This is a genomic window from Pseudomonas nunensis (genome assembly GCF_024296925.1).
GTDB classification, from domain to species: Bacteria; Pseudomonadota; Gammaproteobacteria; order Pseudomonadales; family Pseudomonadaceae; genus Aquipseudomonas; species Aquipseudomonas nunensis.
The window spans coordinates 105406-119534 of the sequence record NZ_CP101125.1; the positions used below are offsets into that span (position 1 = coordinate 105406).

Annotated in this window: 15 protein-coding genes and 1 other RNA gene; 10 read left to right on the forward strand and 6 right to left on the reverse strand. The window is 57.9% G+C overall.

Annotated features, from left to right (window positions below; genetic code table 11):
* Positions 1–141 precede the first annotated feature (141 nt).
* Positions 142–1038, reverse strand: a complete 897-nt coding sequence (locus tag NK667_RS00505) for a GlxA family transcriptional regulator (RefSeq protein WP_177331411.1) — start codon at positions 1036–1038, stop codon at positions 142–144.
* A 244-nt stretch (positions 1039–1282) separates the two neighbouring features.
* Here NK667_RS00505 and NK667_RS00510 point away from each other — a divergent pair, with 244 nt between their 5' ends.
* On the forward strand, positions 1283–2419 hold the full coding sequence (locus NK667_RS00510; protein WP_054613556.1) for an acyl-CoA dehydrogenase family protein: 1137 nt from the start codon (positions 1283–1285) through the stop codon (positions 2417–2419).
* A 123-nt stretch (positions 2420–2542) separates the two neighbouring features.
* Here the strand turns inward: NK667_RS00510 and NK667_RS00515 are convergent, their stop codons facing one another.
* The gene (locus NK667_RS00515; RefSeq protein ID WP_054045586.1) at positions 2543–3583 is read right to left on the reverse strand and encodes an NADP(H)-dependent aldo-keto reductase; all 1041 of its coding nucleotides are present in this window, start codon (positions 3581–3583) and stop codon (positions 2543–2545) included.
* Positions 3584–3828: 245 nt separating this feature from the next.
* Between NK667_RS00515 and rplM the strand changes: the two genes are divergently transcribed.
* From rplM to NK667_RS00550, 7 genes are all read left to right on the forward strand, one after another.
* Positions 3829–4257 (forward strand): 50S ribosomal protein L13, encoded by a 429-nt coding sequence (gene rplM, locus NK667_RS00520; RefSeq protein ID WP_007905295.1) that lies wholly within the window; start codon positions 3829–3831, stop codon positions 4255–4257.
* 14 nt (positions 4258–4271) lie between these two features.
* Positions 4272–4664, forward strand: coding sequence for a 30S ribosomal protein S9 (gene rpsI / locus NK667_RS00525; RefSeq protein ID WP_003216038.1), 393 nt, complete (start codon positions 4272–4274; stop codon positions 4662–4664).
* 266 nt (positions 4665–4930) lie between these two features.
* Positions 4931–5524, forward strand: coding sequence for a ubiquinol-cytochrome c reductase iron-sulfur subunit (gene petA / locus NK667_RS00530; RefSeq protein WP_054045584.1), 594 nt, complete (start codon positions 4931–4933; stop codon positions 5522–5524).
* A complete protein-coding gene (locus NK667_RS00535; RefSeq protein ID WP_054045582.1) occupies positions 5524–6735 on the forward strand; it encodes a cytochrome b in 1212 nt (403 codons plus the stop codon). Before petA ends, NK667_RS00535 begins: the two co-directional genes overlap by 1 nt.
* Complete coding sequence (locus NK667_RS00540) at positions 6735–7517, forward strand: cytochrome c1 (protein WP_054045580.1); 783 nt, start codon at positions 6735–6737, stop codon at positions 7515–7517. The genes NK667_RS00535 and NK667_RS00540 overlap by 1 nt, the downstream gene beginning before the upstream one ends.
* A gap of 150 nt (positions 7518–7667) precedes the next feature.
* Entirely contained in the window at positions 7668–8285 is a 618-nt protein-coding gene (locus tag NK667_RS00545; RefSeq protein ID WP_008155978.1) for a glutathione S-transferase N-terminal domain-containing protein, read from the forward strand.
* A 16-nt stretch (positions 8286–8301) separates the two neighbouring features.
* Positions 8302–8715: a ClpXP protease specificity-enhancing factor gene (locus NK667_RS00550; RefSeq protein ID WP_054045578.1), complete on the forward strand. Its 414-nt coding sequence runs from the start codon at positions 8302–8304 to the stop codon at positions 8713–8715.
* A gap of 180 nt (positions 8716–8895) precedes the next feature.
* Here the strand turns inward: NK667_RS00550 and NK667_RS00555 are convergent, their stop codons facing one another.
* The 4 genes from NK667_RS00555 to NK667_RS00570 form a co-directional block, all read right to left on the reverse strand.
* Positions 8896–9474 carry a BON domain-containing protein gene (locus NK667_RS00555; protein WP_054045576.1) on the reverse strand — a complete coding sequence of 193 codons (579 nt, stop codon included), beginning with the start codon at positions 9472–9474 and terminating at the stop codon, positions 8896–8898.
* Positions 9471–10064 (reverse strand): phosphoheptose isomerase, encoded by a 594-nt coding sequence (locus NK667_RS00560; RefSeq protein ID WP_007904374.1) that lies wholly within the window; start codon positions 10062–10064, stop codon positions 9471–9473. Before NK667_RS00560 ends, NK667_RS00555 begins: the two co-directional genes overlap by 4 nt.
* A 104-nt stretch (positions 10065–10168) precedes the next feature.
* Positions 10169–10531 carry a YraN family protein gene (locus NK667_RS00565; protein ID WP_083471265.1) on the reverse strand — a complete coding sequence of 121 codons (363 nt, stop codon included), beginning with the start codon at positions 10529–10531 and terminating at the stop codon, positions 10169–10171.
* Positions 10531–12342, reverse strand: a complete 1812-nt coding sequence (locus NK667_RS00570; RefSeq protein ID WP_054045573.1) for a penicillin-binding protein activator — start codon at positions 12340–12342, stop codon at positions 10531–10533. The genes NK667_RS00565 and NK667_RS00570 overlap by 1 nt, the downstream gene beginning before the upstream one ends.
* Before the next feature lie 176 nt (positions 12343–12518).
* Between NK667_RS00570 and rsmI the strand changes: the two genes are divergently transcribed.
* On the forward strand, positions 12519–13424 hold the full coding sequence (rsmI, locus tag NK667_RS00575; RefSeq protein WP_161807653.1) for a 16S rRNA (cytidine(1402)-2'-O)-methyltransferase: 906 nt from the start codon (positions 12519–12521) through the stop codon (positions 13422–13424).
* A gap of 76 nt (positions 13425–13500) precedes the next feature.
* Positions 13501–13854, forward strand: an RNA gene (gene rnpB / locus NK667_RS00580) — RNase P RNA component class A.
* Positions 13855–14129 lie beyond the last annotated feature (275 nt).

The window sequence follows — 14129 nt, forward strand, 5'->3', positions numbered from 1 at the left end:
GCAGGCCCTTTTTTTGTGCGCTGAAGATCCCCTGTGGGAGCGGGCTTGCTCGCGAAAGCGGTGTGTCAGTCGACATCAATGTTGAATGTCAGTCCGCATTCGCGAGCAAGCCCGCTCCCACATTATTGGATTTCTGTGGTGTCAGGCCGCCTGCTGAAACTGCTGCCGATACTGGTTCGGCGATAACTCAGTGTGCTGGCGGAACAGCCGCGCAAAGAAGCTCGCATCGTCGTAACCCACCTCATAACTGATGGTCTTGATGCTCTTGCGGCTGCCGGATAACAAGCCCTTGGCGGTCTCGATACGCAGGCGTTGCAGGTAGTGCAACGGCTTGTCACCGGTGGCGGTCTGGAAGCGGCGCATGAAGTTGCGAATGCTCATGCCGTGTTCGCGGGCCACGTCTTCGAAGCGGAACTTGTCGGCAAAGTGTTCTTCGAGCCAGTGCTGGATTTGCAGGATGATCACGTCCTGGTGCAGCTTCTGCCCGCCGAAACCGATCCGGCCCGGTGCGTAGCTGCGCTGCACTTCGTAGAGGATGTCCCGGGCCACGGCCTGGGCCACGTTGGCGCCGCAGAAACGCTCGATCAAGTAGATGTAGAGGTCGCACGCCGAGGTCGTACCGCCGGCGCAATACAGGTTGTCCGCGTCGGTCAGGTGTTTGTCCTGATTGAGGTGAACCTGCGGGTAGCGCTCGGCGAACGCGTTGAAGAAGCGCCAGTAAGTGGTCGCTTCCTTGCCGTTGAGCAGCCCGGCTTCCGCCAGCCAGAACACCCCGGTGGCTTCGCCGCACAGCACCGCGCCGCGAGCGTGTTGCTCACGCAGCCACGGCAGCACCTGTGGATAACGTTTGCACAGTGTTTCGAAGTCGTCCCAGAAGGCCGGGAGGATGATGATGTCAGCGTTTTCCAGGCCGCCGTCTACCGGCATGATCACATCGCTGAAGCTGTTTACCGGTTTGCCGTCGGGGCTGACCAGCCGGGTTTCGAACGCCGGTGTCAGGCCGTGGCCCAGTTGTTTGCCGTAGCGCAGGCTGGCCAGGTGGAAGAAATCCTTGGCTTGCATGAGGGTGGAAGCGAAAACCCGGTCGATAGCCAGGATGCTGACGCGCCGCAGGGGCGTGGAGACTTGGTTAGACATAATTCAACTTTATTCTTATAGGGGAAAGTGGTCACCAGACGGCTGGATCGTCTTATTTTTTGTCTGATGTGTCCAGTGTCCTGTATCGGAAGCGGGGCTTAGTCTCTGAAGGTCATTTCCTTCTAACAATAACGACAGGTGCCGCATGATTCCCAGAACCTTGTTCAGTTCCGAGCACGAACTCTTTCGCGACAGCGTGCGAACGTTCCTCGAAAAAGAGGCCGTGCCGTTCCATGGGCAATGGGAAAAACAGGGCTACATCGACCGTCAACTCTGGAACAAGGCGGGGGAGGCGGGGATGCTTTGTTCACACCTGCCGGAGGAATACGGCGGGCTGGGGGCGGACTTTCTCTACAGCGCGGTGGTGATCGAGGAGGTCGGTCGTCTCGGCTTGACCGGGATCGGTTTCTCGCTGCATTCGGACATCGTCGCGCCGTACATCCTGCATTACGGCAGCGAAGCGCTGAAACACAAATACCTGCCGAAACTGGTGTCTGGCGAGATGGTCACGGCGATTGCCATGACCGAGCCGGGCGCCGGCTCCGACCTGCAAGGGGTGAAAACCACCGCAGTGCTGGACGGTGATGAGTATGTGATCAACGGCTCGAAAACTTTCATCACCAACGGCTTTCTCGCAGACCTGGTGATCGTCGTCGCCAAGACCGATCCGAAGGCCGGCGCCAAGGGCACGAGCCTGTTTCTGGTGGAAGCCAACACGCCAGGCTTTGCCAAGGGCAAGCGCCTGGAAAAAGTCGGAATGAAGGCTCAGGACACGTCGGAATTGTTCTTCCAGGACGTACGCGTGCCAAAGGAAAACCTGTTGGGCCAGGCCGGGATGGGCTTCGCCTACCTGATGCAGGAATTGCCGCAAGAACGTCTGACCGTGGCTGTCGGCGGGCTTGCTTCGGCCGAAGCAGCGCTGCAATGGACGCTGGATTACACCCGCGAGCGCAAGGCGTTCGGCAAGGCGATTGCCGACTTCCAGAACACCCGCTTCAAACTGGCGGAAATGGCGACTGAAATTCAGATTGGCCGAGTGTTCGTCGACAAATGCCTGGAGCTGCACCTGCAAGGCAAGCTCGACGTGCCGACGGCGGCGATGGCGAAATACTGGGGCACGGACCTGCAATGCAAGGTGCTCGACGAATGCGTGCAGTTGCATGGCGGCTACGGGTTCATGTGGGAATACCCGGTGGCCCGGGCGTGGGCGGATGCGCGGGTACAGCGGATCTATGCTGGTACCAATGAGATCATGAAGGAGATTATTGCGCGGTCGCTTTGATTTTGAGTTGACTGGACTGGCGCCTTCGCGAGCAAGCCCGCTCCCACATTCGACCTCATTCTTCTGGGAGAACTCAGTTAAATGTGGGAGCGGGCTTGCTCGCGAAGGCTTTTTATCTGGCGATCAAGGCGCCGGATTCGGGTGATCCTTGTGAATCGCCTCGATCCCCGCGAGCACTTCATCGGAAAGTTTCAGCTCGAAACTCTCTAAATTGCTTTCAAGCTGCTCCAGCGTCGTCGCACCAATGATGTTGCTGGTCACGAACGGCTGTTGTGTCACGAAAGCCAACGCCATCTGCGCCGGGTCCAGGCCGTGCTCACGCGCCAGTGCGACATAACGGCTGCATGCTGCTTCCGACTGCGCGTTGAAATAGCGGCTGAAGCGGCTGTAGAGGCTCAGGCGACCTTTCGGTGGACGTGCGCCACCTTCGTACTTGCCCGACAGGAAACCGAACGCCAGGGGCGAATAGGCGAGCAGGCCGCATTGTTCGCGAATGGCGATTTCCGCCAGGCCTACTTCAAAGCTGCGGTTGAGGAGGTTGTACGGGTTCTGGATCGACACGGCGCGCGGCCAGCCTCGGGCCTCGGCCAGGGCGAGGAAGCGCATGGTGCCCCACGGGGTTTCGTTGGACAGGCCGATGTGGCGGATCTTGCCGGCCTTGACCTGTTCGTCGAGCGCTTCGAGGGTGTCTTCCAGTGGCGTCAGGTTGGCTTCGATCTTGTGCTTGTAGCCCAACTGACCGAAGAAATTGGTGCTGCGCTCCGGCCAGTGCAGTTGATAGAGATCGATGTAGTCGGTCTGCAGGCGCTTGAGGCTGGCGTCCACCGCTTCGGTGATGTGCTGGCGGTTGTGGCGCAGGTTTTTGTCGCGGATGTAGTCGATGGTATTGCCGGGGCCGGCGATCTTGCTGGCGAGGATCCAGTCGGCACGATCGCCGCGACTCTTGAAGTAATTACCGATGTAGCGCTCGGTGGTGGCGTAGGTTTCGGCCTTGGGTGGCACCGGGTACATTTCGGCGGTGTCGATGAAATTGATCCCGGCGCCTTTGGCCCTTTCTATCTGCGCGAAGGCTTCAGCCTCGCTGTTTTGCTCGCCCCAGGTCATGGTTCCGAGACAGATTGCACTCACGTTCAGATTGGTTCGGCCTAGCTGGCGATAGTCCATCGGGTGCTCCTTGGGCAAAACAATCATAAAAGCAGGTTGAAATATTTTTCGCAATCTGCATAATTGCGCACCTCTTTCTGCAGTGGAAGTGATGCGCCGCCGCCGAAGAATCTTGCCGTTGAACGGACGCGCCGACCCGAGCCCCCGAAAGCGTCTGTATCCGGCTGCCTTTGACTTGTCAAAGTACGCACTATTCAGTAAGATCCGCCGTCTAATTTACAGGGCGGCCCCTGAGGCTATAAAGAATGAAAACTTTTACTGCTAAACCGGAAACAGTACAGCGCGACTGGTTTGTCGTCGACGCTGCAGGTCAGACCCTGGGTCGTCTGGCCACCGAAATCGCGAGCCGTCTGCGTGGCAAGCATAAAGCTGAGTACACTCCTCACGTTGACACCGGCGATTACATCGTCGTTATCAATGCCGAGCAGATTCGTGTAACTGGTGCTAAAACCACCGACAAGATCTACTACTCCCACTCCGGTTTCCCGGGCGGCATCAAGTCGATCAACTTCGAAAAGCTGATCGCTAAAGCCCCTGAGCGCGTGATCGAGACCGCGGTTAAAGGCATGCTGCCTAAGAACCCGCTGGGTCGCGACATGTATCGTAAGCTGAAAGTCTATGCGGGCGCTGTACACCCTCATACTGCTCAGCAGCCCCAAGAACTGAAGTTTTAACGGAATAGTTCATTATGTCGGCGACTCAAAATTACGGCACTGGCCGTCGCAAGACCGCAACCGCACGCGTTTTCCTGCGTCCGGGTACTGGTAACATCTCCATCAACAACCGCACCCTGGAAAATTTCTTCGGCCGCGAAACTGCCCGCATGGTAGTTCGTCAGCCGCTGGAACTGACTGAGACTGTCGAGAAATTCGACATCTACGTCACCGTGATCGGTGGTGGTGTAAGTGGTCAAGCTGGCGCAATCCGCCACGGTATCACTCGCGCACTGATGCAGTACGACGAAACCCTGCGTGGCGCTCTGCGCAAAGCTGGCTTCGTTACTCGCGATGCTCGTGAAGTTGAACGTAAGAAAGTTGGTCTGCGTAAAGCGCGTAAGCGTCCGCAGTACTCGAAGCGTTAATTCGCTTCCACGTTCAAAAGAACGCCCAGTCTCCTCACGGAGCTGGGCGTTTTTTTATGCGTGCGATTTCTTAAAGAATTGCGCTGTGACAACTTGCCACATCCTTAGAGCCCCTATACTGCAAGGCTTGGCAGTGGAGCCCTTGGGTAATTACCTTGTCAGAATTGGGGCTTTTCATTACCATTCGGCAAAATTTTTATAAGTACATAGATTTACTTAGTAGATGCCTGATTTAACAGGCCACAAAGCTGATGGGAGAGGACTGAATGAGCAATGACGGCGTGAATGCAGGCCGGCGTCGCTTCTTGGTAGCAGCCACATCCGTGGTGGGTGCTGCAGGAGCGGTGGGGGCTGCGGTCCCGTTCGTGGGGTCATGGTTTCCCAGTGCCAAGGCGAAAGCCGCAGGTGCACCGGTGAAAGTGAATGTCAGCAAAATCGAGCCAGGCCAGCAGATGATTGCTGAGTGGCGCGGTCAGCCAGTATTCATTGTCCGCCGAACCGCGGAAATCCTGGGGAATCTGAAGAAGATCGAGGGCCAGTTGTCTGACCCGACCTCCAAGAACTCGACACAACCGACCTACGTTGATCCAGAAACGCGTTCGATCAAGCCAGAGGTCCTGCTGCTGATCGGTATCTGCACACACCTGGGTTGCTCGCCGACCTTCCGCCCTGAAGTGGCGCCTGCTGATCTGGGCAAAGACTGGGTAGGTGGTTATTTCTGCCCTTGCCACGGTTCCCACTACGATCTGGCTGGCCGCGTCTACAAGTCGCAACCTGCGCCTTTGAACCTGCCAGTTCCCCCGCATTCCTATGAGACCGATGAGATTATTGTCATTGGCGTCGATACGGAGAAAGCGTGATGAGCAAGTTCATGGATTGGGTTGATGCGCGCTTTCCCGCGACCAAAATGTGGGAAGACCATCTCAGCAAGTACTACGCCCCGAAGAACTTCAACTTCTTCTATTTCTTTGGTTCCCTCGCACTGCTCGTTCTGGTCAACCAGATCGTTACCGGTGTCTGGCTGACCATGAGCTACACCCCGTCGGCGGAAGAAGCGTTTGCCTCCGTCGAATACATCATGCGCGACGTCGAGTACGGCTCGATCCTGCGTCTGCTGCACTCCACCGGCGCTTCGGCGTTCTTCATCGTGGTCTATCTGCACATGTTCCGTGGCTTGCTCTACGGTTCGTACCAGAAGCCGCGTGAGCTGGTGTGGGTCTTCGGCATGCTGATCTACCTGGCGCTGATGGCTGAAGCCTTCATGGGTTACCTGCTGCCGTGGGGCCAGATGTCCTACTGGGGTGCCCAGGTGATCATCTCGCTGTTCGGTGCGATCCCGGTCATCGGCAACGACCTGACCCAGTGGATTCGTGGTGACTACCTGATTTCCGGTATTACCCTGAACCGCTTCTTCGCCTTGCACGTTGTGGCGCTGCCAATCGTGATCCTCGGCCTGGTGGTGTTGCACGTCCTGGCGCTGCACGAAGTCGGTTCGAACAACCCGGACGGCGTGGACATCAAGAAACACAAAGACGAAAACGGCGTACCGCTGGACGGCATTGCCTTCCACCCGTACTACACCGTGAAAGATATCGTCGGCGTGGTGGTGTTCCTGTTCATCTTCTGCTCGATCGTGTTCTTCTTCCCGGAAATGGGCGGTTACTTCCTCGAGAAGCCGAACTTTGAAGTGGCGAACGCCTTCAAGACCCCCGAGCACATCGCTCCGGTCTGGTACTTCACACCGTTCTACGCGATCTTGCGGGCGATTCCGGACAAGCTCATGGGCGTCATCGCCATGGGTGCTTCGATTGCCATGTTGTTCGTCCTGCCTTGGCTCGACCGCAGTCCGGTCAAGTCCATGCGCTACAAGGGCTGGCTGAGCAAGATCTGGCTTTGGGTGTTCTGCATCTGTTTCGTGATCCTCGGCGTGCTGGGCGTATTGGCCCCAACCCCTGAGCGGACACTGGTGTCGCAGATTTGCACCTTCCTGTACTTCGCCTACTTCATTCTGATGCCGTTCTACACCAGGCTCGAGAAGACCAAACCGGTTCCGGAAAGGGTGACTGGCTGATGAAAAAGCTATTTGCTGTATTGATTCTTGCTGCTCTGCCAGTGTTCTCCTTCGCAGCCGAGCACGGTGGCCCGGAGCTGGAAAAAGTCGACATTGACGTTTCCGACAAAGCGGCCATGCAGGACGGCGCACGTACGTTCGCCAACTACTGCATGGGTTGCCACAGTGCCAAGTTCCAGCGCTATGAGCGCGTTGCCGACGACCTGGGGATTCCTCATGATCTGATGCTGAAGAACCTGGTGTTCACCGGCGCCAAGATCGGCGACCACATGAGCATCGGCATGCAGCCGGCAGACGCCAAGACCTGGTTCGGCGCAGCGCCGCCGGACCTGACCCTGGTGGCTCGCGTGCGTGGCACTGACTGGCTCTACGGCTACCTGCGTTCGTTCTATGAAGACCCGACGCGTCCTTGGGGTGTGAACAACAAGGTGTTCCCGAACGTCGGCATGCCTAACGTGCTGGTCGGCCTGCAAGGTCGCCAGGTGGTTGGCTGCAAACAGGTTCAAATCGTCGAGGACGGCAAGAAGCAGTATGATCCGCTGACCGGTACGCCGCTGACTCATGAAGCGTGCGATCAGCTGACCATCGTGCCGAAGAGTGGTGCCCTGAACGAAGAGCAGTTCGATGAGAAGGTCAAGAATCTGGTAACCTTCCTCGCTTACTCGGCTAACCCGGTAAAGCTGCAACATCAGCGCATCGGCACCTATGTATTGCTCTACCTGGCGTTCTTCTTCGTATTCGCATACTTGCTCAAGCGTGAATACTGGAAAGACGTCCATTGATAAAGCTGTAAGCAATTGCTGTTAATCGCGCGCGCCCAGGGGCGTCTCTGAAGGTGTAACGAGTCTGGTAAGCCAGGCGTTACGGGAGGCGCCCTCTGGGCGCGCGCGTTTTTCCGCTTCCGATAATTTCTACAAGCGAGGAGGACCGCCATGGGCGTGACCAATCGGTTGGCCTGTTACTCCGACCCCGCCGACCACTATTCCCACCGAGTACGCATCGTACTTGCAGAGAAGGGTGTCAGCGCCGAGATCATTTATGTGGAAGCTGGTCGCCAGCCGCCTAAACTGATTGAAGTGAACCCTTACGGCAGCTTGCCCACCCTGGTCGATCGTGACCTGGCGTTGTGGGAGTCGACCGTGGTGATGGAATATCTGGATGAGCGTTACCCGCACCCGCCTTTACTGCCGGTTTATCCTGTGGCGCGTGCAAACAGCCGTCTGCTGATTCATCGTATTCAGCGTGACTGGTGTGGCCTGGTGGATCTGATCCTGGATTCCCGGTCCAAGGAAGCCGCCCGCGTTGTCGCTCGTAAAGAGCTGCGCGAAAGCCTGACAGGCGTGTCGCCGTTGTTCGCCGACAAGCCGTTTTTCCTCAGTGAGGAACAAAGTCTGGTGGATTGCTGCCTATTGCCAATACTCTGGCGTTTGCCGATTTTGGGTATTGAACTGCCGCGGCCTGCCAAGCCGCTGCTTGATTACATGGAGCGCTCTTTCGCGCGTGAGGCTTTCCAGGCGAGTCTGTCTGGTGTCGAACGCGATATGCGCTAAGGCTTAAGGAGCCGCTATGAACTCCAGTCGACCTTATCTGGTCCGCGCGCTCTACGAGTGGATTGTTGATAACGATTGCACCCCGCACATGCTGGTCAATTCCGAATATCCGTCGGTGCAGGTGCCGCAAGGTTTCGCCAGTGATGGACAGATTGTCCTGAACGTATCGCCGGCTGCCGTGCGTCATTTGCACATGGACAACGAAGCGGTCAGCTTCGAAGGGCGCTTCGGTGGCGTGCCGCACACCCTGTTTGTGCCTATCGCGTCGATCCTGGGCATTTACGCCCGGGAGAACGGCCAAGGCATGGTGTTTGATCTGGAGTCGCCTATGGAAGACGACGAAGAGATCGAGCCGGATGATGATGTCCCGCCACCCGACAACGAGCCGCCGCGTCCCAGCGGTCGACCTAGTTTGAAGGTCGTGAAGTAATAAAAAAGGCGATCCGAGAGGATCGCCTTTTTTATTACTTCACCACTTTCAAACGTAGGAGCTGTCGAGTGAAACGAGGCTGCGATCTTTTGATTCTGTTTGTAAAAGCAAGATCAAAAGATCGCAGCCTCGTTTCACTCGACAGCTCCTACGGCTCCAGCAGGTCCTGCGGGTCAAATATCAGTCGATGTACTCAAACAACTTCACAATCTTCTGCACACCGGAAACGCTCTGCACCAGGCTGGTGGCCTGATCGGCTTCCTGTTTGGTCAGCAGACCCAGCAGGTAGACGATGCCGTTCTCGGTGACAACCTTGATGCGCGAGCCCGGGATGTTCGGGTCGGTGAGCATCTGGGTCTTGATCTTGGAGGTCAGCCAAGTGTCGTTCTGGCGTGCAAGGAAGCCGGATGGTGGCAGGACTTGCAGTTCGTTATGGACCTTCTTCACGCGCTGCACGGCGGAGGCTGCCTGTTCGGCCTTGGCCTTGAGGTCTGCGGTCGGCGTTTGCCCGGCCAGCAGCACGATGCCGTTGAAGCTGGTAACGACGATGTGCGAGTCGTTGTCCAGCGCCGGATCGGCCTTGGCGACGTTCACGCCGACCTTGGTGTCGATCAGGGAGTCGTCGATTTTGCTGCCGAAGGTGCGAGTGCCGCGGTCATCTTCAATCGGCGCTTCACGGCTGGCTTTAACCACCGAGGTGCAGCCGCTGATGCCGAGGCACAGGGTCAAGGCCAGAAGGCCTAAGCGATTAGGGGTCATTCTTCACTCCCGAACAGTTGGCTGTCGATCAAGTCGCAAAGGCAATGGATCGCCAGCAGGTGGACTTCCTGAATACGTGCGGTGACATTGGCCGGTACGCGAATCTCGACGTCTTCAGGCAAAAGCAGCGATGCCATGCCGCCGCCATCGCGACCGGTCAATGCTACGACAATCATTTCGCGATCATGTGCGGCCTGGATCGCTTGAATAATGTTTGCCGAGTTGCCGCTGGTGGAAATCGCCAGCAATACATCACCCGGCTGGCCAAGCGCGCGAATCTGTTTGGAGAAGATTTCGTTGTAGCTGTAGTCGTTGGCGATCGAGGTGATCGTCGAGCTGTCGGTGGTCAGCGCGATGGCTGGCAGGCTCGGGCGCTCGCGTTCAAAGCGGTTAAGCAATTCCGACGAAAAGTGCTGGGCGTCACCGGCGGAGCCGCCGTTGCCGCAGGAAAGCATTTTGCCCTCATTGAGCAGGGCGTTGACCATCACCTGGCTGGCTTGCTCGATGTGCGGTGCAAGTACGTCCATCGCCTGTTGCTTGGTGTCGATACTGGCCTGAAAAAGCTGGCGAATTCGGGATTGCATGTCCATCTGTGTGACCTTAATTAGCGCGGCTACTTGGCACATGAATGTGCAGCCCGCAAAGCAAAGAGCAAAAGTGTTGGGTGAAGGTGTCCGGTTCGGGGTGCAAGCGATCAGCTGTCGAAGGCATTCTGCAACCAGTTCAACTGATCAAGGCTGCTGTCGATGGCAACCACGTCGAAACGGCAAGGGGAATTGGCCCAACGCGACTCGCGCTGAAGAAAATACTGCGCGGCGAAAATCAGTTTCTGCCGTTTGCGCCCATCGATGCTATCGAGCGCGCCACCCCATTGAGTGTTTTTTCTGTAGCGGACTTCAACGAATACTACTGTATCGCCATCAAGCATGACCAGATCAAGCTCGCCGCGTTTGCACAACCAGTTCTGCGCCAGCAGGCGCAGACCCTGTTGTTGAAGATGCTCGAGCGCATGGCGCTCGGCATCCTGACCGCTTTGCTGGCGTGACCTGTCAGGCATCAGCGCGGGGTGTCCGGCAGGCGTTGAACCTGGCCGTTGACGAACTGTGCCCACGGCAACTGGCGTACCACACGTTGGTTCTGGGTCATGCCGAGGCTGCCCGACTGACCTTCGATGCGGCTGTCCGGCAAGGCCTTGAGTTGCCCCAGGCGCGGTGCCAGGCGATAGGCGTCAACACCCATCGCGTACAGGCGGCCAAGGCTGCCACCGGCCTGTGGCCATTGTGCAGTCACCTGTTTGCGCAGCGGATCATTGGCATCCAGCAACCATGGGGTTTCGCAGAAGCGAACGCCGTTCATGTCGTTGTACTGGTTTACGTCACCGCTGGCGCTGAACACGTGGGACGTCGCGTAGACCGGCACGTCACCGGCGTACTGGAAGTTCAGGGTCGGTTTGATCTGTTGCGCCTGTTGCGGAGTGGCAGCAAGGAAGATGAACTCGATGTCCTGGCGACGGGAAGGTTGCGCGGCGACTTGCGAGCCAACGGTGCTCTGCAGGGTTTTGGCGCGACCTTCGCTCTGGCGCAGTTGGAACATGTCGGCGATTTGCTGAGCCAGTTGCACTGGCTGATCGACGCGTTCGGTGGCAACGATGCTGCCACCGTTGGCTTGCCAGTCCTGGCTGAAGGCTCTCAGGACGCGATCGCCCCATTCGCCTTTCGGCACCATGATGGCAGCGCGATGCAGGCCGTCGGCACGAGCGCGACGGGACACTTCGCGAGCTTCGTCTTCAGCCGCAAGACCGAACTGGAACAGCTGGGCCGGACCTTGTTCGCCTTCGCTGTAGTTCAGCGCCAGGGTGGTGATCGGCAATTGCGGACGAGCGCTGAGCTGTTTGACCAGCGGTTTCTCCAGCGGTCCGACGACCAGTTGCACGCCATCGGCCTGGGCCTTGCGATAGAACTCGTCCATCGACGTCAGCTTCGAGGTGTCATAGAACACAATGGCTGGCGGCTTCTGCCCGGCTTGTTGCGCCTGGTAATGAGCGGCCATGAAGCCGTCACGTAGCGCCTTGCCAACCGACGCCAACGGGCCGTCCTGTGGCAGCAGCAGAGCGATCTTGCCCAGGGGCTGGCTGGCCAGTTCCTTGAGTTTGGTCAGAGGCAGTGGCAATTGAAGCGCAGCCGGGTGCTTTGGATTCTGTGCTTTCCAGGCGTCGATCGCGGCTTGCTGCTGTTCCAGGGTGCCGGCGGTTTTCACTGCCAGGGCCAGGCTCATCCAGCCGCCGAGGTCGTCGGTGGTGGTCGGCTGCAATTGATCGGTCGGCAGCGAGGCGATCAGGGTCCAGATCGCTTCGTGGTTTTTTGCAGCGGCTTCGCCTTCGAGCATCGGCGCAATAAAGATGCGCTCCCGTGCGGCGGCCAGGGTCTGGCCGTCGGCTTCAAGGGCGCGGGCGTGAACGGTGCCGGTGCGCACTTGTTGCTCGACTGGCAGTTCACCCAGGCGTTGCAGGCTTGGGTGGCTCAAGGCGGTCAGCGCAGCCTTGGGCTGGTTACGCACCATGGCCAGTTCCGCCGCCAGGGTACTGGCGAAGACCTGTTGGCCAGGCTTGAGTTGTTCCATCGGCACTTGTTGCAGGATTTGCGCGGACTGGCCGGCATTGCCTTGACGGTAAGCCAGGTCTGCCGCGCTCAGTCGGAACAGTGCAGCTTGTTCCGGCGTTTTGCTCTGGGCAGCCTTTTCGAGCAGTTGCTCGATACTGGCATCCGGGGTCCGTGGAAGTTCGCCAAGGCTGGAGGAGGGCGAGCTGGCGCAAGCCGCCAACAAGGCAGCGAGGCAGAGGGCAGTGAACAGCCGCAGGCAAGCGATCATGTAGTGTTCCTGATACTCGATCAAATTAGCGTGGAATTGTACCCAAGCACTGGCCGGGGCGCGATGTTACTGGCGTGAATCGATCAATTTAGCTCGTGCAAATGTTGCAGCACTGCACAAAAGGCTCCGAAACCAAGGGTGGCTTGCGTGCGTCGCAAGTGTCACTACGCGCTACAATGCCGACTTTTACCGATCATGAGGTGTGCGCTTTGACTGCTCCAGGTGCTTTGAATTCCGCTGCTGGCTCGCTTTATGTGGTGGCGACGCCCATCGGCAACCTGGACGACATCAGTGCCCGTGCGCTGAAAATCCTGCGTGAGGTGGCGCTGATTGCAGCCGAAGACACCCGTCATTCCCAGCGTTTGATGCAGCACTTCGGCATTGCGACACCATTGGCCGCTTGCCATGAACACAACGAACGGGATGAAGGTAGTCGTTTTATCCAGCGCCTGCTGGCCGGCGACGATGTGGCGTTGATCTCCGATGCCGGAACGCCGCTGATTTCCGATCCGGGTTATCACCTGGTGCGCCAGGCGCGCGCGGCGGGGATCAATGTGGTGCCGGTGCCGGGTGCCTGTGCCTTGATCGCGGCACTGTCGGCGGCGGGTTTGCCCTCGGACCGTTTCATCTTTGAAGGCTTCCTGCCGGCCAAGGCTGTAGGGCGTCGGGCTCGTCTGGAGCTGGTCAAGGAAGAGCCGCGCACGCTGATCTTCTACGAGGCCCCGCACCGGATTCTCGAGTGTCTGCAGGACATGGAGCTGGTATTCGGCGGTGAGCGCCCGGCGTTGCTGGCCCGGGAAATCACCAAGACCTTCGAAACCCTCAAGGGTTTGCCGCTCGCCGAGCTGCGCGAATTCGTCGAGTCCGACAGCAATCAGCAGCGCGGTGAATGCGTTGTGCTGGTGGCGGGTTGGTCGGCACCGGAGACGGAAGATGCGGTCAGCAGCGAAGCGATGCGTATCCTCAATCTGTTGCTCGAAGAAATGCCGCTCAAGCGTGCCGCAGCCCTGGCGGCGCAAATTACCGGCGAGCGCAAGAATGTTCTCTATCAAGTCGCGCTGGATAAACAGAAGGGCGAGTAAAAACCCGACGCGCAGGAGTGGCCAAAGGCGTTTAGCGCTTGTTCTTCGGCCGCTCTGCCGTTAACCTTCGCGGCGGAGAGTCGATTGGACAGTCGCTGCCCTCTATGAAAATTAGGGGGGGGAGGAAAGTCCGGGCTCCATAGGGCGAAGTGCCAGGTAATGCCTGGGAGGCGTGAGCCTACGGAAAGTGCCACAGAAAATAACCGCCTAAGCGCTTCGGCGCCGGTAAGGGTGAAAAGGTGCGGTAAGAGCGCACCGCACGTCTGGCAACAGTTCGTGGCTAGGTAAACCCCACTTGGAGCAAGACCAAATAGGGTCCCAAGGCGTGGCCCGCGCTGGGACCGGGTAGGTTGCTAAAGATGTCCAGTGATGGCCATCGTAGACGAATGACTGTTCAAGACAGAACCCGGCTTACAGATCGACTCTCCACCTTATTTTCTTTCCCTGCTTTAATCATTGAGCAGGGCATCGGTGCCCACAATTTCCCTTTGTCGGTAATGACTGGCGAAGGGTTTTTGTGATATCGATTAGCCAGTGATTCCGGCTATGCGCAAAACACCCCGCGACATCGATTTCCCTCCGTACATAAACACCAGCAGACCCTCCGTCGTAATACCGAAAAAATCTTACTCTTAACAAATTACTTTAACTTTCGAGCGCAGCCATCAGTGCTGAATCAAGTTATTGAGCAAAAACAGACGCCAT

Bases quoted from the DNA above. Each gene is read 5' to 3' on its own strand.
- NK667_RS00510 (WP_054613556.1), top strand. From the start codon at position 1,283: ATGATTCCCAGAACCTTGTTCAGTTCCGAGCACGAACTCTTTCGCGAC.
- NK667_RS00515 (WP_054045586.1), bottom strand. From the start codon at position 3,583: ATGGACTATCGCCAGCTAGGCCGAACCAATCTGAACGTGAGTGCAATC.
- rplM (WP_007905295.1), top strand. From the start codon at position 3,829: ATGAAAACTTTTACTGCTAAACCGGAAACAGTACAGCGCGACTGGTTT.
- rpsI (WP_003216038.1), top strand. From the start codon at position 4,272: ATGTCGGCGACTCAAAATTACGGCACTGGCCGTCGCAAGACCGCAACC.
- petA (WP_054045584.1), top strand. From the start codon at position 4,931: ATGAGCAATGACGGCGTGAATGCAGGCCGGCGTCGCTTCTTGGTAGCA.
- NK667_RS00535 (WP_054045582.1), top strand. From the start codon at position 5,524: ATGAGCAAGTTCATGGATTGGGTTGATGCGCGCTTTCCCGCGACCAAA.
- NK667_RS00540 (WP_054045580.1), top strand. From the start codon at position 6,735: ATGAAAAAGCTATTTGCTGTATTGATTCTTGCTGCTCTGCCAGTGTTC.
- NK667_RS00545 (WP_008155978.1), top strand. From the start codon at position 7,668: ATGGGCGTGACCAATCGGTTGGCCTGTTACTCCGACCCCGCCGACCAC.
- NK667_RS00550 (WP_054045578.1), top strand. From the start codon at position 8,302: ATGAACTCCAGTCGACCTTATCTGGTCCGCGCGCTCTACGAGTGGATT.
- NK667_RS00555 (WP_054045576.1), bottom strand. From the start codon at position 9,474: ATGACCCCTAATCGCTTAGGCCTTCTGGCCTTGACCCTGTGCCTCGGC.
- NK667_RS00560 (WP_007904374.1), bottom strand. From the start codon at position 10,064: ATGGACATGCAATCCCGAATTCGCCAGCTTTTTCAGGCCAGTATCGAC.
- NK667_RS00565 (WP_083471265.1), bottom strand. From the start codon at position 10,531: ATGCCTGACAGGTCACGCCAGCAAAGCGGTCAGGATGCCGAGCGCCAT.
- NK667_RS00570 (WP_054045573.1), bottom strand. From the start codon at position 12,342: ATGATCGCTTGCCTGCGGCTGTTCACTGCCCTCTGCCTCGCTGCCTTG.
- rsmI (WP_161807653.1), top strand. From the start codon at position 12,519: ATGCCGACTTTTACCGATCATGAGGTGTGCGCTTTGACTGCTCCAGGT.